This is a genomic window from Streptomyces sp. NPDC034103 (genome assembly GCF_055575395.1).
The window spans coordinates 101,083-126,871 of record NZ_JBVISS010000014.1 but is presented as its reverse complement, the minus strand read 5'-3'; the positions used below and the strand labels follow the sequence as shown (position 1 = coordinate 126,871).

The window sequence follows — 25,789 nt, the reverse complement described above, 5'->3', positions numbered from 1 at the left end:
GCCTGGTGATGAGACTTCGTCAGATCGCCGCCGTTGCAGGCGTGTTGGGGCTGCTGTGCGTCCCCGCCCACGCCGAGGACCGCGACATCAGCCGCGACCCGCTGCCCGCGAACGACGGCTGGGCCGCCGAGGGTGCGGGCACCACCGGTGGCGCCGCCGCCGATGACGCCCATGTCTTCACGGTCACCGACCGCGCCGAGCTCGCTCAGGCCCTCGACGGCGGCAGCGCCACCCCGAAGATCATCAAGGTCGCCGGGACCATCGACGCCAACACCGACGCCGACGGCGACCACCTGGACTGCGCGGACTACGCGACCGACGGCTACTCGATCAAGAAGTACCTCGCCGCCTACGACCCCCGCACCTGGGGTTCCGCCAAGCCCAGTGGCCCACAGGAGGAGGCCCGGCAGGCCTCCGCCGCCCGGCAGGCCGAGCGGGTCACCCTCCCGGTCGGCTCCAACACCACGATCGTCGGGCTCCGGGGCGCCGTCCTGAAAGGCGCGGGCCTCCAGGTCAAGAACGCCTCCAACGTCATCATCCGCAATCTCGACCTGCGCGACGCCTACGACTGCTTCCCCGTCTGGCAGCCCAACACCGGCGGGCTCGGCGACTGGAAGACGGCGTACGACACCATCTGGCTGACCGGCTCGCACCACGTCTGGGTCGACCACGCCACCCTCAGCGACAAGGGCCACCCGGACGAGAAGGAGCCGACCTACTTCGGCCGCAACTACCTGCGCCACGACGGCCTGCTGGACATCACCAGCGGCTCCGATCTGGTCACCGTCTCCTGGAGCCGGTTCCTGAGCCACGACAAGGCGATGCTCATCGGCAACAGCGACTCGGCCACCGCGGACCGCGGGAAGCTGCGGGTCACCCTGCACCACAACGAGTTCGACTCCGTCGTCCAGCGCGCACCCCGCGTCCGCTTCGGTCAGGTGCACGTCTACAACAACCGGTACGTCGTGCCCACCGACGACTACCGCTACTCCCTGGGCGTCTCGACCGAGTCCGCCCTCCACGTCCAGAACAACGCGTTCACCACCCTCGGCCGCATCGAGGTCGCCGACCTGGTCAAGAGCTGGAACGGCACCGCCCTGCACGACGAGGGCACCCTCTTCAACGGCTTCCCGGTCGACCTGCTGCCGATCCACAACGCCTACAACTCCGGCAGCGAGCGCGACCTCACGGCCGACGTCGGCTGGACGCCTACCCTGCACACAAAGATCGACAGCGCCGAGGTGGCCGACCGAGAGGTGGCGCGCGGCGCGGGCGCAGGGAGGCTCCCATGAGCACCGTAGACATCGTCCTGGCGGGAGCGCGCGGTCACGGCCGCTGGCACCTGGAGAACATCCGCCGGCTCCAGGACAAGGGGATCGTACGGCTGGCGGGCATCTGCGAGCTGACCCCGCTGACCGCGAGCGAGATCCCGGACGGCCTCGGCACGCCCGAGCAGTCCGCCGACCTCGGGGCGCTCCTGGACTCCACGGGCGCCCGGATCGCGGTGATCTGCACGCCGATCCCCACCCACACGGACCTGGCGCTCGTCGCGGCGGCCCACGGGGTGCACATCCTGTTGGAGAAGCCCCCGGCGCCGTCCTACGCCGAGTACCGGCGCATGGCCGACGGGGTCGCCGCGGCCGGGGTGGTCTGCCAGATCGGCTTCCAGTCGCTGGGCTCGCACGCCGTGCCCGCGATCCGGCGGCTCATCGCGGACGGGGCGATCGGGGAGCTGGTCGGAGTCGGCGGCGCCGGTGCCTGGGCGCGTCCGGAGGCGTACTACACGCGGGCCCCCTGGGCGGGCAAACGGCGCCTGAACGGCGTCGACGTGATCGACGGCGCCCTGACCAACCCGCTCGCGCACGCCGTCGCCACCGGTCTCGCCCTGAACGGCTCCACGCGCGCCGAGGACGTCACCGGCATCGAGACCGAGCTGCTGCGCGCCAACGACATCGAGTCCGACGACACCTCCTGCGTCCGCGTGAGCACCGCCCAGGGCCGCCCGGTCACCGTCGCCGCGACCCTGTGCGCCGAGCACCCGGACGACCCGTACGTCCTGGTGCACGGCACGCGCGGCCGGATCACCTTCTGGTACAAGCAGGACCGCGTCCTGCTCCAGCGCGCGGACCACGGCCCGCAGGAGTACGAGTACGGCCGCACCGACCTGCTGGAGAACCTGGCCGACCACCTGACCGACGGCACCGACCTGCTGGTCCCGCCGGACGCCACCGGCGCCTTCATGAAGGTCGTCGAGGCGATCCGTACCGCCCCCGACCCCGCCCCGCTGCCCGCGAGCGCCTGGCACCGGGTCCCGGGCGAGGACCGCAGGGTGGTGCCCGGTGTCGAGGGGCTCGTCGCGGCCTCCGCGGACACCCTCGCCCTCTACTCCGAACTCGGCACGCCCTGGGTCGTGGATGCCCTACCGAAAGAGGTGAGTACCTGATGACGACCACCGACTCCCCGGTCCTGCGCGTCGCGGGCCGCCCGGTCGGCCGTTACGTCACCCGGCCCGAGCTGCCCGCGCGGCTCTCCCCGCGCCCCTATCTGCACCCCGTCACCACCCTGGCCGGCACCGCAGTCACCGAGCTCAGCCCCGCCGACCACCTCCATCACCTCGGCGTCGGTGTCGCCGTTCCCGACGTCGAGGGGTTCAACTTCTGGGGCGGCCGCACCTACGTCCGCGACCAGGGCCCCACCGAACTCGACAACCACGGCGCCCAGCGCCACAGCTCCTTCCAGCTGAGCGACCCGGACGGCTTCGTCCAGGAGCTGCGCTGGGTGGCCGCGGGGGCGGAGCTGCTGCGTGAGCGGCGTACCGTCGCGGCCACCGGACTCACGGACACCGCCTGGTCGTTGGACTTCACATTCTCGCTGACCAACGTCACCTCCGACCCGCTGTCGATCGGCAGCCCGGCGACCAACGGCCGCCCGGGCGCCGCGTACGGGGGCTTCTTCTGGCGGGCCCGCAAGGAGGAGCGCGCCCCGGACGTCTTCACCCCGGTCGCCGAGGGCGAGGAGCAGGTCCACGGTCACCGCGCCGACTGGCTCGCCCTCGCCGGCTCCACCTGGACGCTCCTCTTCGCCGGCGCCACCCAGCAGACTCGCCGGGACCCGTGGTTCGTGCGCACCGGCGAGTACCCGGGGGTGGGCTCGTCGCTGGCCCACCAGGAGCGGGTGCCGATCACCCCGGGCGACACCCTCGTCCGCCGGGTGGTCACGGTCGTCGCCGACGGCCGGCTCGACCGGGACGGCGCCGCCGCCCTGATCCGCAAGGCGGTGAACCAGTGACCGCCGCGACCCGCACGCAGACAGCCGGGACCTACACCAACCCGATCCTGAACGCCGACTGGTCCGACCCGGACGTGGTCCGCGTCGGCGACGACTTCTACCTCACCGCCTCCAGCTTCGGCCGCGCCCCCGGCCTGCCCCTGCTGCACTCCCGCGACCTCGTCCACTGGACCCTGGTCGGCCACGCGCTCGAACGCCTGGAGCCCGCCGTCGAGTTCAGGGCGCCCCGGCACGACTGCGGGGTCTGGGCGCCGTCGCTGCGCCACCACGACGACCGGTTCTGGATCTTCTGGGGCGACCCCGACCAGGGCATCTTCCAGATCAACGCCCCCGCGATCAGGGGCCCTTGGAGCCGGCCGCACCTGCTGAAGGCCGGCAAGGGCCTGATCGACGCCTGCCCCCTGTGGGACGAGGAGACCGGCGAGGCCTATCTGGTGCACGCCTGGGCCAAGTCCCGCTCCGGAGTCAAGAACCGCCTCACCGGCCACCGGATGAACCCCGACGGCACCGAACTCCTCGACGACGGCAAGGTGATCGTCGACGGCGACCGGATCCCGGGATGGTTCACCCTGGAGGGCCCCAAGCTCTACCGGCACGACGGGTGGTTCTGGATCCTGGCGCCCGCCGGGGGAGTGGAGACGGGCTGGCAGGGCGCCTTCCGCTCCCGCGACTTCTTCGGGCCGTACGAGGAGCGGACCGTCCTGGAACAGGGCGACACCGACGTCAACGGCCCCCACCAGGGCGGCTGGGTGCGCACCCCGTCCGGCGAGGACTGGTTCCTGCACTTCCAGCACAGGGGTGCCTACGGCAGGGTCGTCCACCTCCAGCCGATGCGCTGGGACCCCGACGGCTGGCCGGTGCTCGGGGACGAGGGCGCCCCCGTCGCCGTCCACCGGGTCCCCGCGCTGCCGCCGCAGCCGGACGCCGCGCCCGCCACCGACGACGACTTCCCCGGCGGGCGGTTCGGCCGCCAGTGGAGCTGGACCGCCAACCCGCGCGACGGCTGGGCCACCCACCACTCCGGCGACGGGCTCCGGCTGACCTGCGTCCGCTCGGCCGACGCGCACGACCTGCGCAGACTGCCGAACGTGCTCACCCAGCGGCTGCCCGGCACGCCGTCCGCCGTCGAGGTGGAGCTGCGCCTGGACAGCGAGGCGCCGGGTGCCCGGGCCGGCCTCGCGGTGCTCGGCGACGCGTTCTGCTGGATCGGGCTCCAGCGGGACGAGGACGGGACCGTGCGGGTCGTCCACCGGTTCGCGGAGTCGGTCGCCGAACGGGAGCGGGACGCCGCCCACCCCGTGCCGGCCCCCGAGGGCCGGGTCCGGCTGCGGATCGAGATCGGCGCGGGCGCGCGGTGCCGTTTCTCCTACGACGTCGGCGACGGCCCGCGTCCGTCCGGTCCCGTCTTCGCGGCCACCCCGTGGCGCTGGGTCGGTGCCCTGCTCGGTCTCGTCGCCCTCGCGCCCAGCGGACAAGGGCACGCCGGCGCGGCGACCTTCACGCGCTTCAGGATCAACCAGCTGTAGCACACCCCTCCTCGTACGCCTGTTGGGAGCGCAATGACGCACCTCCATAGCAAGCGCTTGTTGGGACTTGGTCCCGGCAGGGTCCTGGTCACCGTGGTCAGTCTGCTGGCCGCCCTCGTGCTGGGGGCGGCCGGGGAGGCCGACGCCACCGGCACCGGACCCGCGCCGGTGGCCGCCTCCCGCTGGACCGACCAGCCGCACGGCTTCGCCTCCCTCGCGGGCGGCACCACCGGCGGGGCGGGCGGCAAGGTCGTCACCGTCACCGACCAGGCCTCGCTGATGACGTACGCGGCGGCCGAGGAGCCGTACGTCATCCGGGTCTCGGGGTCGATAGCCGTCGAGCCGTTCGGCTCGGACGTCGTCGTCACCTCGAACAAGACGATCATCGGCGTCGGCGACACCGGCGAGATCGTCCACGGCGAGCTGCACCTCAACCCCGGTACCAGCAACGTCATCATCCGCAACCTGACGATCCGGGACTCCTACGTCGAGGGCGACTGGGACGGCAAGACCACCGACTTCGACGCCCTCCAGATGGACACCGCCGACCACGTCTGGATCGACCACAACCGCTTCACGCACATGGGCGACGGGCTGCTCGACATCCGCAAGGACAGCCGGTACGTCACCGTCTCCTACAACCGGTTCGACCATCACAACAAGGCGTTCGGGATCGGCTGGACGACGAACGCCCTCACCGAGATCACGATCGACCACAACTGGTTCACCGGCACCAAGCAACGCAATCCCTCGGCGGACAACTGCGCCTACGCCCACCTCTACAACAACTACCTGTCGGCCCAGGTCACCGACGGCGACCCGACGTGGACGTACGGGAACTGGGCACGTGGCCGGACCAGGATGGTCATAGAGAACAGCTACTACGACGGCGTCCAGCACCCCTACCAGGCCGACAGCACGGCCGAGTTGGTGCAGCGCGGGTCCATCCTGAGGAACACCAGCGGGCGAACCGACGCCTGGGGCACGGCCTTTGACCCCCGGGAGTTCTACACCTACCGGCTGGACCCGGCCGCCGCCGTCCCGGCGCTGCTCAAGCGGTTCGCCGGACCGCAGCGGCAGATCGGGGTGACCCTGCGCGTCCCGGCCGCCTACCCGACCGTGCAGGCCGCCGTGGACGCCGTGCCGGACGGCAACAGCGTGCCCGTGACGATCGCCGTCGCTCCGGGCACGTACCGCGCCAAGGTCCTCATCCCCGCGACCAAGCCGAACATCGTGCTGCAGGGGACTGGACACGATCGGTCCGACACCGTCATCGTCTACGACACGCCCGCCGAGTACGGCGGTTCGACCGGCAGCGCCACCGTGCGGATCGCCGCGAACGACGTCACGGCGCGCCACCTCACCTTCAGCAACGACTTCGACGAGGCCGCGGTCGAGCTGAAGGGCGAGCAGGCGCTCGCGATGAAGACGACCGGTGACCGGATCGTCTTCGAGGACACCGCCTTCCTGGGCAACCAGGACACCCTGATGACCGACAGCCCCAAGCTGACCACCGTCAGCCGGGTCTACCTCCGCGACTCGTACATCGAGGGCGACGTCGACTTCGTCTACGGCCGGGCGACGACCGTGATCGAGCGGTCGGTCATCAAGGCGCTGAGCCGGGGCTCGGCGACCAACAACGGCTACATCACGGCCGCCTCGACGTGGACCGGGAACCCGTACGGCTTCCTGATCACCCGCTCGAGGATCGTGAGCGACGCCCCGGCCGGGAGCTTCCACCTCGGCCGGCCCTGGCACCCGGGCGGGGAGCCGGAGGCGGTCGCCCAGGTCCTGATCCGCGACACCGAGCTGCCCGCCGCGATCAAGGCCTCCCCGTGGACCGACATGAGCGGCTTCTCGTGGAAGGACGCCCGCTTCACCGAGTACCGCAACTACGGCCCCGGTGCCGAAGTCACCGCGGACCGGCCGCAGATGAGCGCGGCGGACGCCCGCTCCCACACCGTCGCCGACTACCTCCAGGGCACGGACGGCTGGGCGCCGTACGCCCGCAACTGACCCCCACAACTTCATATCCCGTGTGTGATCCAGAAGAGAGAGCCGACCAATGAAGATCAGCATCCGCAGAAGCAGGCGCGCCGCCGTGGCCGTCGCCCTGGGCTCCGTCCTCGCGCTGACCGCCACCGCCTGCGGTGACGACGGCAGTGGCAGCGCAGACAAGGGCGACGACGGCAGCGGCAAGGGCAAGATCGTCTTCTGGGACAACAACGGCGGTGTCCGCACCGACATCTGGAAGGAGATCATCGCCGACTTCGAGAAGGCGAACCCGGACATCAAGGTCGAGTACGTCGGCATCGCCGCCACCGACTACCAGTCCAAGGTCGACACCGCCATCCAGGCCGACAGCCTCCCCGACGTCGGTGGCGTCGGCGCGGCGATGCTCGCGTCGTTCTCCGCGCAGGGCGCCCTGGAGCCGCTGGACAGCCGGCTCGCCAAGTCCTCCCTCAACGGCAAGCTCAACGAGGACATGGTGGAGTCCCTGACCGCCGCGGGCGGTGGCGACGGACGGCTGTACTCGGTGCCGACCTCCGCGAACAACGGTGTGCTGTACTACCGCACCGACCTGTTCAAGAAGGCGGGCCTGGACGAGCCGAACACCTGGGACACGTTCTACGAGGCGGCGGAGAAGCTCACCGACGCCCAGAAGAACGAGTTCGGTTACACGATCCGCGGCGGTGCCGGTTCCATCGCGCAGGCGCTGGACGCGATGTACGGGCAGTCCGGGATCACGTCGTTCTGGAACGGCGACAAGACCACGGTCAACGACCCGAAGAACGTCGACGCGCTGGAGAAGTACGCCGCGCTCTACAAGAAGGTCACGCCGTCCGCCGACCTCAACAACGACTTCACCAAGATGGTCGCGCAGTGGGACTCCGGCACGATCGGCATGCTGAACCACAACCTGGGCTCCTACCAGGACCATGTGAAGGCGCTGGGCGTGGAGAAGTTCCGGGGCATCCCGCAGCCGACGGGCCCCGACGGCAAGCGGGTCCAGGTCTCCAACCCGGTGGACGGCGTCGGCCTGTTCAAGAGCTCCAAGAACAAGGACGCCGCCTGGAAGTTCATCGAGTTCGCCCTCTCGCACGAGGAGAACTCGAAGTTCAACGAGTCCGCCGGGCAGGTGCCCGCGAACAACGAGGCCGCGCAGGACGCGTGGATCTCCAAGGCCGAGCCCACCAAGCTGGCCGCGGCGGCGCTGAGCGACGGCTCCACGACCATCGTCCAGCTGCCGTACTACCTGCCTGACTGGGGCACCATCTCGAAGGCCGACAACGAGCCGAACTTCCAGAAGGTGCTGCTCGGGAAGATGAGCGCGAAGGACTTCCTGGACACGCTCGCCGAGCAGCTGAACGAGGCGCAGGCCGAGTGGAAGTCGCAGAACGGCTGAGCATTCGGGTGCATCGGGTGGTGGGGAGCTGCGGGTCCGTCGTGGCCGGTCGCGCAGTTCCCCGCGCCCCTGGGTCCGTCAACGAAAGGCTTTGCTGTGTCCCTTACCCGCAGACAGCTCACCTCGGCGGCCCTCGCCGCCGTCCCTCTCACCTTCGCGGCCACCGGTACCGCCTCCGCCGGCACCCGCCGCCCCCGCACCCTCTACCTCGCCGGTGACTCCACCGCCGCCCAGAAGTACGCCGACGCCGCTCCCGAGACCGGGTGGGGCATGGCACTGCCGTTCTTTCTCCACAAGGACCGCGCCGTCTCCAACCACGCGGTGAACGGGCGGAGTTCGAAGAGTTTCGTCGACGAGGGCCGCCTCGACGTCATCCTCGGTGCCATCAGACCCGGCGACGTCCTCCTCATCCAGTTCGGGCACAACGACGAGAAGGTCGCCGACCCGACCCGCTACACCGAGCCCTGGACCACCTACCAGGACCACCTGCGCCTCTACATCGACGGCGCCCGCGCCCGGGGTGCCCGGCCGGTGCTCGCGACCTCCGTGGAGCGCAGGAAGTTCGACGCGAGCGGCAACGCCCTGCCGACCCACGGCGACTACCCGGCGTCGATGAGGGCGCTCGCCGAGGAGGAGCGGGTCGCGCTGCTCGACATCCAGGCGCTGTCCCTCGCCCTGTGGCAGAGGCTCGGGGTCGAGGAGACGAAGACCTACTTCAACTGGACGGCGACCGAGCAGGACAACACGCACTTCAACCCGCCGGGCGCGATCGCCGTGGCGCGGCTCGTCGCCCAGGAGCTGCTGCGGACGCGGGTGCTGCGCCCGCAGGACGTACGACGGTTCGACGAGGAGATCCCCGCCTCGTGGATCACCTGGCCCGAGGCCACGACCGCTTAGACACCCCCTGGATTCGGAAGAGAGCCGCACCATGAGCACATCGAAATGGCATGGGCATGACACAGCGGCGAAGGTGGCGCGTGCCGCCGTCGTCGTCGGCTGCACCGGGCTCGTCCTGGCCGTGACCGGCCCAGGCGCCCAGGCGGGCGGCCGGGACACCGCCCGGCAGACGCTTCCGGCGAACGACGGCTGGGCCTCGTACGGGACGGGGACCACCGGCGGTGCCGACGCCGACGCCGCGCACGTCCACACCGTCAGCACCTGGGCCCAGTTCAAGGCCGCCCTCGCCGCCGGAGGTGACGCACCGAAGATCATCAAGGTCAGGGGGACCATCGACGCCGTCTCCGAGGGCTGCGAGGCCTTCGCCGCCCCCGGGTACGACTTCGACGCCTACCTCGCCAGGTACGCGCCGGAGACCTGGGGGCTCGACACCGATCTCAGCGCCGAGCCCGACGACAGCCCCGAGGGCCTGCGCCGTGCCTCCGCCGCCAACCAGGACAAGGCCATCAAGGCGAGCATCCCCTCCAACACCACGATCATCGGCATCGGCAGGAACGCCGGGATCAAGGGCGCCAGCCTCCAGATCAAGGCCGTCGACAACGTCATCATCCGCAACCTCGCCTTCGAGAGCCCCATCGACTGCTTCCCGCAGTGGGACCCGACCGACGGCGCCAAGGGCAACTGGAACTCCGAGTACGACACCGCCGTCGTCTACGGCTCCACCCATGTGTGGATGGACCACAACACCTTCACCGACGGCAGCCACCCCGACAGTGCCGCGCCGACCTACTTCGGCATGCTCTACCAGCAGCACGACGGCGAGCTGGACATCGTGCGCGGCTCGAACTACGTCACCGCCTCCTGGAACGTCTTCACCGAGCACGACAAGACGATCCTGATCGGCAACAGCGACAGCGAGTCCACGGCGGCGGGGGACCGGGGCAAGCTCAAGGTCACCTTCCACCACAACCTGTTCTCGAACCTCGTCGAGCGCGCCCCGCGCGTCCGCTTCGGGCAGGTCGACTCCTACAACAACCACTTCGTGGCGAAGGGCGACTACTCCTACAGCTTCGGCATCGGCAAGGAGTCCCAACTGGTCGCCGAGCACAACGCGTTCACGCTGCCGGAGGGGATCAGCGCGGCCAAGGTGCTCAAGCGGTGGAACGTGTCGCCGGTGACCGCCGCCGACAACACCGTCAACGGAAAGGTCACCGACCTGATCGCCGTCCACAACGCCGAGATCCCCGCCGAGACCCTGCCGTCCGGCGCCGGCTGGACCCCGACCCTGCGCACCAAGGTCGACCCGGTGCGGGCGGTCCCGGCGATCGTCGACCACCGCGCGGGCGCCGGCCGCATCTGCTGACGCCGCTCCCGAACGGCCGGGGCGGACCGCACCGCCCCGGCCCACACCCCCCACGGCGAGGAAGTACCCCGAGCACACCGCTGAAGAGCCGCACCTCCAAGGAGCATCACCATGCCCTCGCCCCACCGCCGACTCCCCCTGTCCCGCAGGGGATTCCTCATCGCGGGCACCGGCGCCGCCGCCGCGCTCGGACTGGCCGCCGTACCCGCGTCGGCCGGGAACCGGCGGCCCTTCGGCCGGTTCGGGTCACCGGCCGCCCGCCTCACCCCGACCACCCTCTACGTCGACACCCGGGGCCGCGGCGACTTCACCAGCGTCCAGGCGGCCGTGAGCACGGTCACCGCCGCCGGATACACGCTCGTGATCGCGCCGGGCGAGTACCGCGAGACGGTCGCCGTCCCCGCCACGGCCACCGGGCTGACCTGGATCGGCGCGAGCGAGGACCCCCGTGACGTCGTCGTCGTGTACGACAACGCGGCCGGCACCCCCAAGCCCGACGGCTCCGGCACCTACGGCACCACCGGCTCGGCCACCACCCTGATCCGCCCCGACGGCTTCACCGCCCGCTGGATCACCTTCGCCAACGACTGGCTGCGCGCCGACCACCCCGGTGTGTCCGGCACCCAGGCCGTCGCCGTCAAGGTCCTCGGCGACCGCTCCGCGTTCCACCACTGCCGCTTCCTCGGCCACCAGGACACCCTGTACGCGGACTCCTCCGCACTGACCGTCCTCGCCCGCCAGTACTTCGCGCACTGCTACGTCGAGGGCGACGTCGACTTCGTCTTCGGCCGGGCCACCGCCGTCTTCGAGCACTGCCACTTCCGCACCCTGACCCGCACCGACCTGTCCTCCGCCCCGTACGGGTTCGTCTTCGCCCCCTCCACGGCCGGCGCCAACCCGCTCGGCCACCTCGTGACGAGGAGCCGCGTCAGCAGCGAGGCCCCCGACGGCGCCTACAAGCTGGCCCGTCCCTGGGTGCCCAGCTCCGACCCCACCGCCAGGCCGAGCCTCGTCGTCCGTCAGACGCACCTCGGCGCGGGCATCGACGCGGTCGCCCCCTACGCCAACATGTCCGACTCCTTCCCGTGGCAGAACCAGCGCTTCGCCGAGTACCGCAACACCGGCCCCGGCGCCCGGATCACCGTCCCGGAGAACCGGCCCCAACTCACCAGCGCCCAGGCCGAGTCGGCGACGGCCGCCGCCTACCTCGGGGACTGGAAGCCGTGGCGGGAGGGCTGCTGAGATGCGCAGACGTACCCTGCTGACCGGCATCGCCGGGGGCGTCCTCGCCACCGGCGCCACCCCGGCCCTCGCACGTGGCGCCCGCCGGGTCCTGCACGTCCGCCCCGGCGACTCCGTCCAGGCCGCCGTGGACGCGGTGACCGGGCCCGGTTGGACGATCGTCGTGCACCCGGGGACCTATCGCGAGGTCGTCAACGTCCCTGTCGGCGCGGCGGAGTTGACCCTGCGCGGCGCCTCCCGCGACCCGCGCGACACGGTCCTCGTGTACGACAACGCGAACGGCACGAAGAAGCCCGACGGGACCACCTACGGCACCGCGGGCTCCGCCACCTTCACCTCGGCCGCCCCCGGCCTCACCGTCCGCGACCTGACGATCGCCAACGACTGGCTGCGCGCCGACCACCCCGACATCACCGGCACCCAGGCGGTCGCCGCGTACACCTACGGCGACCGCACCCACTTCGACAACGTCCGGCTCCTCGCCCACCAGGACACCCTCTTCGTCGAGACGACCGCGCTCACCTCCTTCGACCGGCAGTACTTCCACCGCTGCCACATCGAGGGCGACGTCGACTTCGTCTTCGGCCGGGCCACCGCCGTCTTCGAGGACTGCCACTTCCACACCCTCCAGCGGGACGTCGGCTTCACCCCGAAAGGCATGGTCTTCGCCCCGTCCACCGCCCGCGCCAACCCCCACGGCATCCTCGCCGTCCGCTGCCGCGTCACCTCCGGCGCCGAGGACTCGGCGTACAAGCTGGCGCGGCCGTGGGTCCCGTCGTACGAGACGACCGCCTGGCCCTCCCTCGTGGTGCGGGACACCCGGATCGGGCCCGGCATCGACCCGGTGACGCCGTACACGAACATGCGCGAGCAGTACCCCTGGCAGACCATGCGCTTTCGGGAGTACCGCAACTGTGGTCCGGGCGCGGTGATCTCGGTCCCGGAGAACCGGCCCCAACTGAGCGCCGAGGAGGCCAGGTCGCACACCAAGGCGACCTACCTCGGCGACTGGCGGCCCCGTGCGTAGGGCGGCCGCCGCCCTCCTGGCCTGCGCGTGCCTGGTCCTGGGCTGGGCACCACGGGCCACCGCGGCCGAACACGGCCCGGTCGGCTGGGCGTTCACCGGCGCCGGGACCACCGGCGGCGCGGGCGGCACCCCATGGACGGTGCGCACCCGCGCCGAGCTCAAGGAAGCCCTGGCCAACTCCGGCGACCCCACCGCGCCCAAGGTCATCCGGGTCGTCGGGGACGTCAACGGCCATGAGGCGGACGACGGTTCACTGCTCGGCGAGCAGGACTACGCGCCCGGCTACGACCTCGCCCGGTACATGTCCTGCTTCGGCGAGGACGGCACCACCTGGTCCGACACCCGCCACGACTACTGCCGACAACAGCGGCAGCTGAGGCAGACCGGCTCCAACCGGGAGAAGGCACAGATCCAGCTGACCGTGCCGAGCAACACGACCCTGGTCGGCGTCGGCCGCGACGCCCGGCTGCTGGGCGTCTTCCTGACGGTCGACACCGGCACGAACATCATCGTCCGCAACCTCCGACTGGAGGCGCCCGTCGACCACTTCACCAGCTGGTCACCCGGAGACGGCGCCCAGGGCAGCTGGAACGCCCGCTTCGACGCCATGACCGTCATCACCGGCACACACATCTGGGTCGACCACTGCACCTTCACCGACGGCCGCTTCCCCGACCGCGAGGCACCGCTCGGCTTCCATGGCGAACACGTTCAGCGCCACGACGGGTTGCTGGACATCGAGGACGGCTCCGACCTCATCACCGTCTCCGACAGCCGGTTCACCGACCACGACAAGGCCCTGCTCATCGGCTCCGGCGACGGCCGCGGCGACCGCGACCGCGGGCACCTGAAGGTGACCTTCGCACGGAACCTGTTCACCGACATCACGCAGCGCGGGCCCCGCGTCCGCTTCGGACAGGTGCACGTCGTCAACAACGTCTACCGGGGCGCGAGTCCGCTCTACGCGCTGGGCGTGGGCGTCGAGTCCGCCCTCTACTCCGAGCGCAACGTCTTCCGCCACGACCCGAGTCGTGTCCTGGCCGTCTACGGCGGCGAGCACTTCCACGACACCGGGTCCTGGGCCGACGGCCGCCCGGCCCGACTGGGCGAGGTGGCGGCCGGTCTCGGACTGAGCGACGACGTCGGCTGGGACCCGGCCGACGTCTACGACTACCGGCCGCTCAGGTCCGCCGCGGCGGTGGAGCGTCACGTCCTCACCCACGCCGGCGCGGGGAGGCCGTATGGCCGCCCCTGACAGCCTGTACCCGGCGTTGAAGAAGGAGCTCGACTTCCCGCTCGCCTGGGGCACCTCCCCCATCCGTGACTTCCCGGCCTGGCGCATGGCGGCCCGGAGCAAGGTCGAGGACCACCTTCTGGTGGACCGGGAGGACCGGACGCCGTACGCGCCCGAGTACAGCGACGCCGACCAAGCGAACGGCTTCACACGGGAGTTGGTCACCCTCTGCCTCACCCGGTACGAGCGGGTGCGCGGCATCCTGCTCACCCCGCACGGCCACGGGCCCTTCCCCGCGGTCCTGCTGCTCCACGACCACGGGGCCGAGTTCGGCATCGGCAAGGAGAAGCTCGTACGCCCCTGGTACGACGACACCCGCCTCGACCCCGCCCAGGCGTGGGCCGACCAGTGCTACGGCGGCCGGTTCGTGGGCGACGAACTGGCCCGACGGGGTTATGTCGTGCTGTGCCTGGACGCCCCCGGCTGGGGCGATCGCGGACCGGTCACCTACGAGCAACAGCAGGCGCTGGCAAGCACCTTCTACCAGCTCGGTGCCTCGCTCGCCGGGCTCATGGCTCGCGAGGACGCCCGCGCCGCCGGGTTCCTCGCCGGCCTCCCGCGCGTGGACCCCCGCCGGATCGCGGCACTCGGGTTCTCCATGGGCGCCTTCCGCGCCTGGCAGACCGCCGCGCTGACCGACACCGTCTCCGCCACCGCCGCCGTCTGCTGGATGACCGGCCTCAAGGACATGATGGTGCCCGGCAACAACGCGCTGCGCGGGCAGTCCGCTTACTACATGCTCCACCCCGGGCTCGCCCGGTTCCTCGACTTCCCCGACGTGGCGAGCATCGCCGCCCCCAGGCCGATGCTGTTCTACGACGGCGGGCTCGACCCGCTGTTCACCGCCGAAGGTGTCCAGGCCGCCCACGACAAGCTGCGCGCCGTCTGGCACTCCCGTCACGCCGAGGAGCGGTTGTCCTTGAGGACCTGGCCCGAGTTCGGCCATGTCTTCGCCGACCGCATGCAGGACGAGGTCTTCCGCTGGCTCGACAGCGTCCTGTGACCCTCCCCCCCACCCGCGAGAAAGGACCCGCACTCCATGTCTCGTCGTACCGCTCTCCTCGCGGCGACGGCCCTGGCCCTCGGCTCGGGCATCGCCGTCCTCCCCGGCCAGGCCCAGGCCCAGGCCGTCGTCGTCAGCAACTCCGCCGACCTGTCGGCCGCCATCAAGAACGCCACCGCCGGGACCGTCATCCAGGTCCGCGGCGGCACCTACTACCCGACGGCCACCCTCCAGTCCACGGCCAACGGCACCTCGTCCTCGCCCGTCCAGCTCACCGCGTACGGCTCGGAGACCGTGAAGATCGACGGCTCGAACCTGCCGGACGGCGACTGGATCTTCAAGCTGACCGCGGACTACTGGAACGTCTCCAACATCACCTTCCAGAACTCCCCGGACAGCGCGGTCGTCTGCCAGTCCTGCACCGGCACGGTCTGGAACAACATCAGGACCATCAACGGCGGCGACTCCGGCTTCACGCTCACCGGCGACGGGACCGTCAACAACACGGTCAAGAACATCGACTCCTACGGCCACTACGACGCCGCGGGCCACGGCGAGAACGCCGACGGCATCGCCGTGAAGTTCGGCTCCGGCACCGGCAACCTGATCACCGGCGCCCGCCTCTACAACAACTCGGACGACGGTCTGGACTTCTGGTCCTTCTCCTCGCCCGTCACCGTCGAGCACACCTGGGCCATGGGCAACGGCGTCAACCGCTGGTCCGACCCGGCCTTCGCGGGCGACGGCAACGGCTACAAGCTGGGCGGCGACGGCGAGGTCGTCGCGCACGTCGTCAACAACTCGGCGGCCTGGGGCAACGCCGGCAACGGCTTCACCGAGAACTCCAACAAAGGCGCCATCGTCATCAACCGCACCACCGCCTACGCCAACAGCAAGTGGGGCTACTACTTCGCCACCGGCGCGGCCAGACTCGGCAAGAACCTCGCCGTCAGCAACCGCGGCGGCTCGGTCAGCAAGGGCTCCTCGGTCACCTCGTCCGGCAACAACTGGGACTCCGGCATCCCGACGCCGGCCTTCCGCTCCACGGACGCCTCGACGACGTACAACGCCCGCGGCTCCAGCGGCACCCTGCCGGCCACGACCTTCCTCACCACGGGCTCGACGACCATCGGCGCCACGATGAACTGACCTCCCGGGGTGCTTGACCCGTTTTTTGCCCGGCGGGTCTCGCGCCCACCCGGGTGACGCGCGTAGAACGTCTGTCATGCAAAAACCACTGCGTATCGCGGCCATAGCCGCCGCGTGTGCCGTCGCCGGTGCCGGTCTCTACGGCGCCGGCGCGGCCACGGCCGGCCAGTCCACCGCGAACAGCACCCACGAGCCGTACAACATCGGTCTCCTGGTGAAGGACATCGACACCTACTACGGCACGACGCTGGACGCGAACGGCGTCTACCAGGCGTCGGCCGACAGCCAGTACGCCAAGGACCTCGCGGCCATCGACAAGGCCGCCAGGAAGCAGATCGACAAGGCCGCCAAGAAGGCCTCGAAGAAGAAGGGCGACAAGCCCGCGGTCGTCTTCGACATCGACGACACGCTGCTGCTCAGCCTCGACTACGAGAAGAAGACCAACTACACGTACAACGCCGCCACGTGGGCCGACTACGTGAACAGGGCCGACCGCCCGGCCGTCTTCGGCAGTCCCGAGCTGGTCCGGTACGCCGAGTCCAGGGGCGTCGAGGTCTTCTACAACTCCGGTCTCTCCGAGGCGCAGCGCTCCGCCGCCGTCGAGAACCTGAAGAGGATCGGCGCCGATGTGAACCTCGACGCCGACCACGTGTTCCTCAAGGACAAGGCGAACCCGCCGGCCTATCTCCGCTCCTGCGCGACCCCGGGCACCTGGACCTGCACCACCGTGCAGTACAAGTCCGGCACCCGGAAGCACATCGAGCAGGACCTCGGGTACGACATCGTCGCCAACCTCGGCGACCAGTACTCGGACCTCGAGGGCGGGTACGCCGACCGGACGTACAAGCTCCCGAACCCGACGTACTACGTCAGCTGAGTCCGCTCACCGGCGTACGGGCCTGATCCCCTCCAGGGTCGGCACCACCGGCAGGATCGACCCGTCGGCCGCGAACCTCATGCGGTCGACGGTCGTCTCGCGGTGCATGCCGTCCCCGCCCGCCTTGCCCGGCCCGTTCAGTGCGAACCGGTGGTAGACGATGTACCAGTCGTCCGTGCCGGGCGCCCGCACCACGGAGTGGTGACCGGTGGCGAGGATGCCGTACTCGGGACGCTTGGACAGGATCGTCCCCTTTTTGGTCCACGGGCCGAGCGGGGACGGTCCGGTCGCGTAGGCGACGTGGTAGTTCTCGCTGCGGGTGTCGTCCTCGGACCACGTGAAGTAGTACGTGCCCTCGCGCTTGACCACGAAGGACCCCTCGCGGAAGTTGTCCGGGGTGATGTCCGCGATCCTCGCCGGGTCGTACGAGGTCATGTCGTCGTTCAGCGGCACCACGTACCCGTGCCCGTTGCCCCAGTACAGATACGACGTCCCGTCGTCGTCCGTGAAGACGGCCGGGTCGATCATCTGGCCCTTGAGCGTCCCGCCCTTGGCCACCAGCGGCTTGCCCAGCGCGTCCTTGAAGGGGCCGGCGGGGGAGTCGGCCACCGCGACGCCGATCTGCTGCTCGGCGCAGAAGTAGAAGTAGTACCTGCCGTCCCGCTCGGCGATGGCCGGTGCCCAGGCGTACTTGTCCGCCCAGGTGACGTCCGGACCGAGGTCCAGGATGACGCCGTGGTCCTTCCAGTGGACGAGGTCCTTCGACGAGTACGCCTTGAAGCGGGTGCCGCCCCAGCCCTGGAAGCCGTCCGTGGTCGGGTAGATCCAGTACTCGCCGTTCAAAAAGTGCACGTCCGGGTCGGCGTTGAGCCCTGGCAGGACGGGACTTCCGGTCGGTACCGCCTCCACCGTCCAGATGCGCCTCGTGCCGTCGGCGGCCCTCACGGTGTACGTCTGCGGCGTGCGGAAGTCGCGGCGGGTACCGGACCTCGGGCTCACCGAGGCGCCCTCACCGACCCGCACCTGAGGGGCCAGCCGCGCAAGGTCCGTGCCCGGCCGCATCGGCAGGACGACCTTCGAGGAGGCCTCCGTGACGACGGCGTACCCCTTCTGGTCCTTCGCGGTCACGTCCACGACCGAGGTGGGGGTCGCCGGGTAGGCCGCGAGCAGCCGGTCATACTCGGCCTGCGTCACGGGAAGTACCGTGCCGTGCCGGGGACTTGCCGGAAGCTGGTAGTTCGCGGACGGTGTCCACCTGCCCGAGTCCAGGTCGGTGGTCTCGAAGGGCACGTACCCGCGACCGCCGTACTCGTCGATGAACAGGTACCACTTCTCCTCGGTGTTGGACTTGAACACCGTCGGGCCCTCGCCGCGCTCCATCGCGCCGCTGCCGACGCAGTCCGCCACGAAGTCGTAGTCGGTCGAGGTCAGGGACGTCGACTTCTCCGCGGTGATGAACTTCGAGCAGGGGCTGGCGGAGCTGGGGTCCCGCTCGTCCTTGGTGTAGCGGTAGTAGGTGCCCCGGTGCTCCACCACCGTCGAGTCGATGACCGAGTAGCCGGGGTCGTGCCAGACCTTCGGCTCGCTGAAGGTGCGGAAGTCCTTCGTGGTGGCGTAGAGCATCTTGTTGTACGTCGATCCCGTGTGGCCGGGGTCGTCGTCGGCGTACAGCTTCGACGCCCAGAAGACGACGAACTCGCCCAGGGTGTCGTCCCAGTAGGCCTCCGGCGCCCAGGTGTTGCCGGCGTTGTCGGGAGCGACCCGCGCCAGGCGCTGCTCGGTCCAGTGGACCAGGTCGGTGGACTCCCAGACCATGATCGACTTGCTGCCCTGCCGCTGGACCTCGTCCCAACTGCCGCTGCTGCTCTGGTACATGCGCAGGTCGGTGGCGATCATGTAGAACCTGTCGCCCTCGGGGGAGCGGATCACGAACGGGTCGCGCAGCCCCTTCTCCCCGATGGTGGAGCTGAGGACGGGCTTGCCCTGGTTCAGCTCACGCCAGTGCAGCGGGTCGTTGCCGCGGCTGAGGGCGTAGCGGATCTGCTCGCCGTCCGCGGTGCCCTCGCCGGTGAAGTAGGCGAAGAGATAACCGGCGTACTGGGGCTTGTGCACGGGTGGCGCTCCGGGGTTCGCGGTACTGGGCGGGGCCGACAGCAGGCCGAGGAGGAGGGCGAGGAGGGGTATCAGGAGCGTGCGGACGGTGCGGGGGCGCATGACACATCCTGTGTGAGTGTGGGGGGTTGTGTTCGATCGGAGTGTCATCGGTGTGGCGGGGTGCGTCAATCGGTGGGTGGGGGGAGGGGCGGGACCGAAACTTTCGGCTGCCCTTCAGGGCCCGGCAACCTTTGTCCGCGTCGGTGGCGACCTGGTGTCAGAAACGGGCCGGGGCGGCCCCTCCGGCCCGTTTCACTCCATTTGCCTAGGAAAGGAACGCCCCGTGCGTCAGAGCACCGGACGCCACCGCAGGACCCGCACGCTCTCCATCGCCGCCGCGGTGGCCGTCGCCTCGGGGGCGGGCGGCGTCTACCTCGGACTGTCGAACGACGGCGCCCAGGCCGCGTCCGCCACGGTGACCGTGACGAACGCCGCGGAGCTCGAGTCGGCGGTGAGGAACGCGGCGGCTGGTACCACCATCCAGCTGCGCGCCGGCACGTACTATCCGACCTCCACCCTCAAGTCCACGGCGAACGGCACGAGTTCGGCGCGCATCACGCTCAAGGCGTACGGCAGCGAGAAGGTGAGGATCGACGGGTCCAAGCTGCCCGACGGCTCCTGGCTGGTCGGCATCTACGGCGACTACTGGACCGTGCAGAACCTCACCTTCCAGAACTCCCCGGCCCAGGGCTTCGTCGTGACCTCGTCCGTGGGGGGCGTCTTCAAGAACCTCGTCACCGCGAACAACGGCGACTCCGGGTTCACCCTGCGCGGCGACGGCACGACGAACAACCTGGTGCAGAACCTCGACAGCCACGGCAACTACGACCCGGCCGGCCACGGGCAGAACGCCGACGGGATCGCCGTCAAGTTCGGCTCCGGCACCGGCAACCGGATCACCGGCGCCCGCCTGTACAACAACTCTGATGACGGGCTTGACCTGTGGCAGTACTCCTCGCCCGTCACCATCGAGCACTCCTGGGCCTTCGGCAACGGCAAGAACCGCTGGAACGACTCCGCCTTCGAGGGCAACGGCAACGGCTACAAGCTGGGCGGTGGGGGCGTCACCGTCGCGCACCTGGTGAACAACAACGCGGCCTGGGACAACACGCTCAACGGGTTCACCGAGAACTCCAACCGGGGCGCGATCGTCCTGAACCGCAACACGTCCTACTCCAACGCCGAGGCGGGCTTCTACTTCGCCACCGGCAAGGCCCGCCTCGCCCGCAACCTCGCGGTGGGCGACAAGGGCGGGCTGTCCAAGCTGGGTTCGTCGACGGTGTCGGCCGCCAACAACTGGGACAGCGGGGTCACCACGCCCGCCTTCAGGTCGAAGGACGCGACGACGGCGTACGGCGCCCGGAAGGCCGACGGCTCGCTTCCGGCCACGACCTTCCTCACCACCGGCTCCACCGCCATCGGCTCGGCGATGAACTGAACCCGGAGACAAGAGCCGCCCCGCAGGTCGTCACCTGCGGGGCGGCTCTTGTCTCCGGCCCGAGGGGGGCTCCAGCCGGCTGCTGCTGACCGAGGGGGGCTCGAGTCAGCAGGTCTGTGCGGTCCAGGTCTTCGACGTCACTCACTACTAGTGACGTCGAAGGTGACCGAAAGGTTGTTCCCCACCCGCGAACTTGTGTGACGAGAACGGCGGTTGGGGCGTGCGGGACCCGTCGATCGTCGTGACGGCCGCCGCCCCCGTGATACCGGGGGCCGAGGCACCGGCGATCACCGCACGGCGCCTGGTGACCCGGCGGCGGTGGCGGACGCGCTGTTCGGCTCGTGCGGTCATGCCCGTTCCCTGCGTGGGAGAAGAACCTTGCGCCTCCTGGTCGCCACGGGCGGGGAAAGGGTTGCCGCCCATCCAAAAGTTTTTCACGAGTGCCGTCGGAGGGGTCTCGCGCGTCCCCTTCGGAGGGTTCTACGAGTCCCCTTCGGAGGAGGCGTCGTCGTCGGAGTGGGCCGCGAAGTCGCCCCTCACCGCGAGCCGTTCGCCGCCCGCCGTACCGGTCGCCGCGTAGCTGTCGTCGGCCGCGTCCCGGCCGCCGCGCTCATGGTCGTACTGCCCCGCGAACACCCACTCGCCCTTGGCGACCTTGCGGCCCTCCTTGAGGGTCCAGGTGTAGACGACGAAGCCGTCCCGCTCCTCGGTCGTCAGCGTGAAGTCGTCCTCCGGCAACGAACGCCACGCGCCGGTCGAGGTCACCCCGCCGGTCTGCGCGATCCTCAACTGCACGGTGAGGGCGGTCAGTTTCTCGGAGGTCTTCAGGGTGACGTCGCTCTGCGCCCAGAAGTCGTTGCTGTGCGGGTCGACCGAGCCGTCCGACCAGAGCGGTCCGTCCTCCTCGCCGACGGCGGTGACGGGGGGCTGGGCGGTGGGGGTCGCCGAGGGGCGCTGCGACGAGGGCGTGCCGCTGGGTTCCCTCGTCCGCGGGGTCTCGCCCGGCGACGGGTCGGCCGGGTCGATCGGCGCCCGGCTCGTCGCGTCCGGCGAGGGCTCGGGCGTCGCCGTGGTCGCCACGGTCTGCTGCGGGGCGTCGTCCTTCACGGCCGAGGCCACCGCGTAGCCGCCGATGCCGAGCACGCACGCGACCGCCGCCGTGGCGCCGGCCACCCGCACCCAGCCGAACACCGGCGGGCGGACGGCCCGGTGGTCGGGGCGCCTCTCCTCGGCCATGCCGCGCTCGATCCGGGCCAGGATGCGCGCGCGGTCCGGTTCGTGCTGTCCGGCCGCCTCGTGCAGTCGGGCGCGCAGCTCGTCGTGCACGTCCTGCTGCCTCATCGGGTCCGTCCTCCGCTCTCGCCGCCACGCGCCATGGCCGCCGCCATCCTCTGGGGAACGCCCTGGGAGCCGAGCAACCGCTGGAGTTCGGCCATCCCCTTGGACGTCTGGGACTTAACCGTACCCACGGAAACACCGAGGGCGAGAGCGGTGTCCTTCTCCGACAGGTCGAACGCGTGCCGCAGCACCACGCACGCCCGCTTGCGGAACGGCAGCCTGCGCAACGCGTCCTGGACGTCGACGACCCCCGCGATGTCCGGGTTCTCGACCTTCTCCTCGCGCTGCGACCAGAACAGGGCGATCCGCCGGCGCTCCCGGACCGCGCTGCGGATCCGGGTGCGGGCCAGGTTGGCGACGACGCCACGGGCGTACGCGGCCGGATGATCGGCCGCGCGCACCCGGTCCCAGCGGTTCCACAGCGCGAGCAGCGCGTCCGCCGCGAGATCGTCGGCGGCGTCCGACTCACCGGTCAACAGATACGCGAGCCGGGACAGTTCGGCGTAGTGCCGCTCGAAGAAGGCATGGAATTCCACGGAGGCTGCGTCGTCGACGACCGTGCCCACGGGCGAAACCTCCCTGTGCCTGTCATGTGAATGACATGTGATCATCCGGAGGCGGCCGGATGAGATCCGGAAGCGTAGCAGTGATCATCCGTGTGGTTCGTACGGGGCTTCGAACACAGTCTGATCCCCCGACCCCGATTCCGTAACACGGAGAAAACCTGAAACGCGTTCAACAGGGGAACAATCCAGCCAGCATCCGCACACTGATCCATCAGGCCCCGAGGAGCGTCACCATGCCCGCGACCGAGAAGACGGAAGACCGGCCAGGCACCGCGCCACCCGCCACGAACAGCGTCGACCGGTTCTTCGGAATCTCCGAACGAGGCTCCACCTTCGCCCGGGAGATACGCGGCGGCCTCGCCACGTTCTTCACGATGGCCTACATCCTTGTCCTGAACCCCATCATCCTGGGCAGCGCCAAGGACAAGTTCGGCGACACCCTCGACCCGGTCCAACTCACCACCGCCACCGCCCTGGTGGCCGCGGTGATGACGATCATCATGGGTGTCGGCGGCAACCTCCCACTCGCGCTCGCCGCCGGACTCGGCCTGAACGCGGTGGTCGCCTTCCAGATCGCCCCGCTGATGAGCTGGGACGACGCGATGGGTCTGGTGGTCCTCGAAGGACTGCTGATCTGCGTGCTGGTGGTGACCGGGCTGCGCGAGGCCGTCATGCACGCCATCCCGCAGCCGCTCAAGCAGGCGATCAGCGTCGGCATCGGCCTGTTCATCGCCTTCATCGGCTTCGTCGACGCCGGCTTCGTCAGCCGCATCCCGGACGCCGCGAACACCACCGTACCGGTACAACTCGGCGGGACCGGCACCCTCTCCGGGTGGCCGATTCTCGTCTTCTGTCTCGGCGTGCTGCTGACCATCGGACTGCTCGCCCGCAAGGTCAAGGGCGCGATCCTGATCAGCATCGTGACCATGACGGTCCTCGCGATGATCATCAACTCGGCGGCCGACATCAAGAGCTGGGGCCTGACCACGCCCGCCTGGCCCGACAAGGTCGTCGACGCCCCGGACTTCGGACTGCTCGGCCAGTTCAGCCTCTTCGGCGCGTTCAGCGCGTCCGACGTCGGTGTCATCACCGTCGTCCTGCTGATCTTCACGCTGATCCTGTCCGACTTCTTCGACACCATGGGCACGGTCGTCGGCATCAGCGCCGAGGCCGGACTGCTCGACGAGGAGGGCAAGGTCCCGAACCTCGGCCGGGTGCTGCTCATCGACGGTGCCGCAGCGGTCGCGGGCGGCGCGGCGTCGGCGTCCTCGGCCACCTCGTACATCGAGTCGGCGGCGGGCGTCGGCGAGGGCTCGCGCACCGGCTTCTCGAACCTGGTCACCGGCGGGCTCTTCGGCCTCGCCCTGTTCCTGACCCCGCTGCTCACCATCGTCCCGCTCCAGGCGGCCGCGCCCGCGCTGGTCGCCGTCGGCTTCCTCATGATGACCCAGGTCAAGCACATCGACTGGGACAGGTACGAGATCGCCATCCCGGCGTTCCTCACCATCGCCGTCATGCCGTTCACGTACTCGATCACCAACGGGATCGGGGCCGGGTTCGTCGCGTACGTCGTCATCAAGACGGTGCTCGGGAAGGCGAAGGAGATCCACTGGCTGCTGTGGGGGACCTCGGTGCTGTTCCTGGTGTACTTCGCGATCGACCCGATCGAGCAGCTCCTCGGCGCGAAGTGAGGTGAGGGGTGGCTCCCGGGCCGGAGCCACCCCCGACGCTCACTTCTTCAGGGCCGCTTCCATCATCGCCTTCGCCACCGGCGCCGCCAGCCCGTTGCCGCTGACCTCGGAGCGGGCCGCGTCCGACTGCTCCACCAGGACCGCGACGGCGACCTCCTTGCCGTCGGCCTTGCCGTAGGAGGTGAACCAGGCGTACGGCGACTTGCTGTTGTTCTCGCCGCGCTGGGCGGTACCCGTCTTGCCGCCGACGGTCGCCCCGTCGATCCGCGCGTTGGTACCGGTGCCGTCCTGGACGACCGTCTGCATCGCCGACTGGAGCTGCTCGGCGGTCTCGGAGCTGACGACCTCGGTCGTGGACGTCTCGTCGTCGTAGTTCTCCAGCACATCGCCACCGCTGTCGGTGATCTGAGCCACCATGTGCGGGGAGACCAGCTTGCCGCCGTTGGCGATGGCCGCCGACACCATGGCCATCTGGAGCGGGGTCGCGGTGACGTCGAACTGCCCGATACCGGTCTGGGCCGTCGACGAGTCGTCCATGTCCGAGGGGTAGACGCTGGTGTACGCCCGCACGGGCACGTCCTGCGACTCGTCGTTGAAGCCGAACTTCTCCGCCATCGCCCGCAGCTTGTCCTGGCCGAGGTTGAACGCCATCTTCGCGAACACGTTGTTGCAGGAGTACCGGAGCGCGGTGCGGATCGAGGCGTTCTCGCACGGCGCCGACCTGTTCTCGTTCTCCAGCTTGGTGACCGTGCCCGGCAGCGTGTAGGGGTCCGGGCTGTCGGTGTTCTCGTCCACCGACGCGTACAGCCCGTCCTCCAGCGCGGCCGCCGCCACGACCAGCTTGAACGTCGAACCAGGCGCCACCGGCTGCCGCAGCGCCCGGTTGACCAGCGGCTTGTCGGAGTCCTTGGTGAGCTTCTGCCACGCCGCACCTGCCGTGTTGGCGTCGGTCAGCGAGGACGGGTCGTACGACGGCGTCGAGGCGACCGCCAGGATCTTGCCGGTCCTCGGGTCGATCGCGACGGCCGCGCCCAGCTTGTCGCCGAGCGCCTCATAGGCGGCCTTCTGGACGGCGGGGTCGATCGTCGTCACCACGTTGCCCGGCTCGGCCCGCTCGTTGGTGACCGTGTCCAGCACCGACTTCAGCCTGCTGTCGGTGCCGTTGAGCAGGTCGGCGTAGACGCCCTCGAGCTGGGTCGGCGCGTACGCCTGCGAGGCGTAACCCGTCACCGCGGCGTACAGCTCGCCGTGCTTGTAGGTGCGCTTGTACCTGAGGTCGCTGCCCTTCGTCTGCGCGGAACCGGTGATCGACTCACCGGCCACGATGATGTTCCCCAGCGGCGACGAGTACGTCTCGATCGCGTTCCGCCGGTTGTCGCTGTCGTCCGCGAGCGCCTGGCCGTCGTAGAACTGCACCCAGGTCGCCCGCAGCAGCAGAGCGAACACCAGGAGCAGCGTGAAGACCGAGGCGCGCCTGATCGTCTTGTTCATCCCACCGAGGTAGACGAGCGGGACGGAGGCGATCGTTCC

Annotated in this window: 20 protein-coding genes; 16 read left to right on the top strand and 4 right to left on the bottom strand. The window is 70.0% G+C overall.

Translation table 11 applies throughout. From position 1 onward, the window contains the following. Positions 1-8 precede the first annotated feature (8 nt). From ACZ56U_RS30040 to ACZ56U_RS29975, 14 genes are all read left to right on the top strand, one after another. Entirely contained in the window at positions 9-1,292 is a 1,284-nt protein-coding gene (locus ACZ56U_RS30040; protein ID WP_469087101.1) for a pectate lyase family protein, read from the top strand. After that, positions 1,289-2,443, top strand: coding sequence for a Gfo/Idh/MocA family protein (locus tag ACZ56U_RS30035; protein ID WP_469087100.1), 1,155 nt, complete (start codon positions 1,289-1,291; stop codon positions 2,441-2,443). The genes ACZ56U_RS30040 and ACZ56U_RS30035 overlap by 4 nt, the downstream gene beginning before the upstream one ends. Beyond that, positions 2,443-3,288 carry a DUF6807 domain-containing protein gene (locus ACZ56U_RS30030; RefSeq protein ID WP_469087099.1) on the top strand — a complete coding sequence of 282 codons (846 nt, stop codon included), beginning with the start codon at positions 2,443-2,445 and terminating at the stop codon, positions 3,286-3,288. The genes ACZ56U_RS30035 and ACZ56U_RS30030 overlap by 1 nt, the downstream gene beginning before the upstream one ends. Beyond that, positions 3,285-4,814: a glycoside hydrolase family 43 protein gene (locus ACZ56U_RS30025; protein ID WP_469087098.1), complete on the top strand. Its 1,530-nt coding sequence runs from the start codon at positions 3,285-3,287 to the stop codon at positions 4,812-4,814. Before ACZ56U_RS30030 ends, ACZ56U_RS30025 begins: the two co-directional genes overlap by 4 nt. Positions 4,815-4,847: 33 nt before the next feature. Beyond that, the gene (locus ACZ56U_RS30020; RefSeq protein ID WP_469087097.1) at positions 4,848-6,830 is read left to right on the top strand and encodes a pectinesterase family protein; all 1,983 of its coding nucleotides are present in this window, start codon (positions 4,848-4,850) and stop codon (positions 6,828-6,830) included. 49 nt (positions 6,831-6,879) lie between these two features. Next, a complete protein-coding gene (locus tag ACZ56U_RS30015) occupies positions 6,880-8,220 on the top strand; it encodes an ABC transporter substrate-binding protein (protein ID WP_469087096.1) in 1,341 nt (446 codons plus the stop codon). 96 nt (positions 8,221-8,316) lie between these two features. Further along, positions 8,317-9,117 carry a rhamnogalacturonan acetylesterase gene (locus ACZ56U_RS30010; RefSeq protein ID WP_469087095.1) on the top strand — a complete coding sequence of 267 codons (801 nt, stop codon included), beginning with the start codon at positions 8,317-8,319 and terminating at the stop codon, positions 9,115-9,117. Positions 9,118-9,148: 31 nt separating this feature from the next. Continuing rightward, positions 9,149-10,480 carry a pectate lyase family protein gene (locus ACZ56U_RS30005; RefSeq protein WP_469087094.1) on the top strand — a complete coding sequence of 444 codons (1,332 nt, stop codon included), beginning with the start codon at positions 9,149-9,151 and terminating at the stop codon, positions 10,478-10,480. A gap of 111 nt (positions 10,481-10,591) precedes the next feature. Further along, positions 10,592-11,722 carry a pectinesterase family protein gene (locus tag ACZ56U_RS30000; protein WP_469087093.1) on the top strand — a complete coding sequence of 377 codons (1,131 nt, stop codon included), beginning with the start codon at positions 10,592-10,594 and terminating at the stop codon, positions 11,720-11,722. 1 nt (position 11,723) lies between these two features. After that, on the top strand, positions 11,724-12,749 hold the full coding sequence (locus ACZ56U_RS29995; RefSeq protein ID WP_469087092.1) for a pectinesterase family protein: 1,026 nt from the start codon (positions 11,724-11,726) through the stop codon (positions 12,747-12,749). Next, the gene (locus tag ACZ56U_RS29990; protein ID WP_469087091.1) at positions 12,742-14,004 is read left to right on the top strand and encodes a pectate lyase family protein; all 1,263 of its coding nucleotides are present in this window, start codon (positions 12,742-12,744) and stop codon (positions 14,002-14,004) included. The genes ACZ56U_RS29995 and ACZ56U_RS29990 overlap by 8 nt, the downstream gene beginning before the upstream one ends. Next, positions 13,991-15,046 carry a dienelactone hydrolase family protein gene (locus ACZ56U_RS29985; protein ID WP_469087090.1) on the top strand — a complete coding sequence of 352 codons (1,056 nt, stop codon included), beginning with the start codon at positions 13,991-13,993 and terminating at the stop codon, positions 15,044-15,046. Before ACZ56U_RS29990 ends, ACZ56U_RS29985 begins: the two co-directional genes overlap by 14 nt. Before the next feature lie 36 nt (positions 15,047-15,082). Further along, positions 15,083-16,195: a right-handed parallel beta-helix repeat-containing protein gene (locus tag ACZ56U_RS29980; RefSeq protein WP_469087089.1), complete on the top strand. Its 1,113-nt coding sequence runs from the start codon at positions 15,083-15,085 to the stop codon at positions 16,193-16,195. 76 nt (positions 16,196-16,271) lie between these two features. Beyond that, entirely contained in the window at positions 16,272-17,072 is an 801-nt protein-coding gene (locus ACZ56U_RS29975) for an HAD family acid phosphatase (RefSeq protein ID WP_469087088.1), read from the top strand. Between the two features lie 6 nt (positions 17,073-17,078). Here ACZ56U_RS29975 and ACZ56U_RS29970 read toward each other — a convergent pair whose 3' ends face one another. Continuing rightward, positions 17,079-19,286 (bottom strand): glycoside hydrolase family 43 protein, encoded by a 2,208-nt coding sequence (locus ACZ56U_RS29970; RefSeq protein WP_469087087.1) that lies wholly within the window; start codon positions 19,284-19,286, stop codon positions 17,079-17,081. A 223-nt stretch (positions 19,287-19,509) separates the two neighbouring features. Here ACZ56U_RS29970 and ACZ56U_RS29965 point away from each other — a divergent pair, with 223 nt between their 5' ends. After that, positions 19,510-20,664, top strand: a complete 1,155-nt coding sequence (locus ACZ56U_RS29965; protein ID WP_469087086.1) for a right-handed parallel beta-helix repeat-containing protein — start codon at positions 19,510-19,512, stop codon at positions 20,662-20,664. A 480-nt stretch (positions 20,665-21,144) separates the two neighbouring features. On the opposite strand, the gene ACZ56U_RS29960 is transcribed toward ACZ56U_RS29965, so the two are convergent. After that, positions 21,145-22,005: a hypothetical protein gene (locus tag ACZ56U_RS29960; RefSeq protein WP_469087085.1), complete on the bottom strand. Its 861-nt coding sequence runs from the start codon at positions 22,003-22,005 to the stop codon at positions 21,145-21,147. After that, positions 22,002-22,568, bottom strand: a complete 567-nt coding sequence (locus tag ACZ56U_RS29955) for a SigE family RNA polymerase sigma factor (protein ID WP_469087084.1) — start codon at positions 22,566-22,568, stop codon at positions 22,002-22,004. Before ACZ56U_RS29955 ends, ACZ56U_RS29960 begins: the two co-directional genes overlap by 4 nt. A gap of 233 nt (positions 22,569-22,801) precedes the next feature. On the opposite strand from ACZ56U_RS29955, the gene ACZ56U_RS29950 reads away from it, so the two are divergent. After that, positions 22,802-24,259 (top strand): NCS2 family permease, encoded by a 1,458-nt coding sequence (locus ACZ56U_RS29950; protein WP_469087083.1) that lies wholly within the window; start codon positions 22,802-22,804, stop codon positions 24,257-24,259. Between the two features lie 39 nt (positions 24,260-24,298). Here the strand turns inward: ACZ56U_RS29950 and ACZ56U_RS29945 are convergent, their stop codons facing one another. Further along, the gene (locus ACZ56U_RS29945) at positions 24,299-25,750 is read right to left on the bottom strand and encodes a peptidoglycan D,D-transpeptidase FtsI family protein (RefSeq protein ID WP_469087082.1); all 1,452 of its coding nucleotides are present in this window, start codon (positions 25,748-25,750) and stop codon (positions 24,299-24,301) included. Positions 25,751-25,789: the final 39 nt, after the last annotated feature.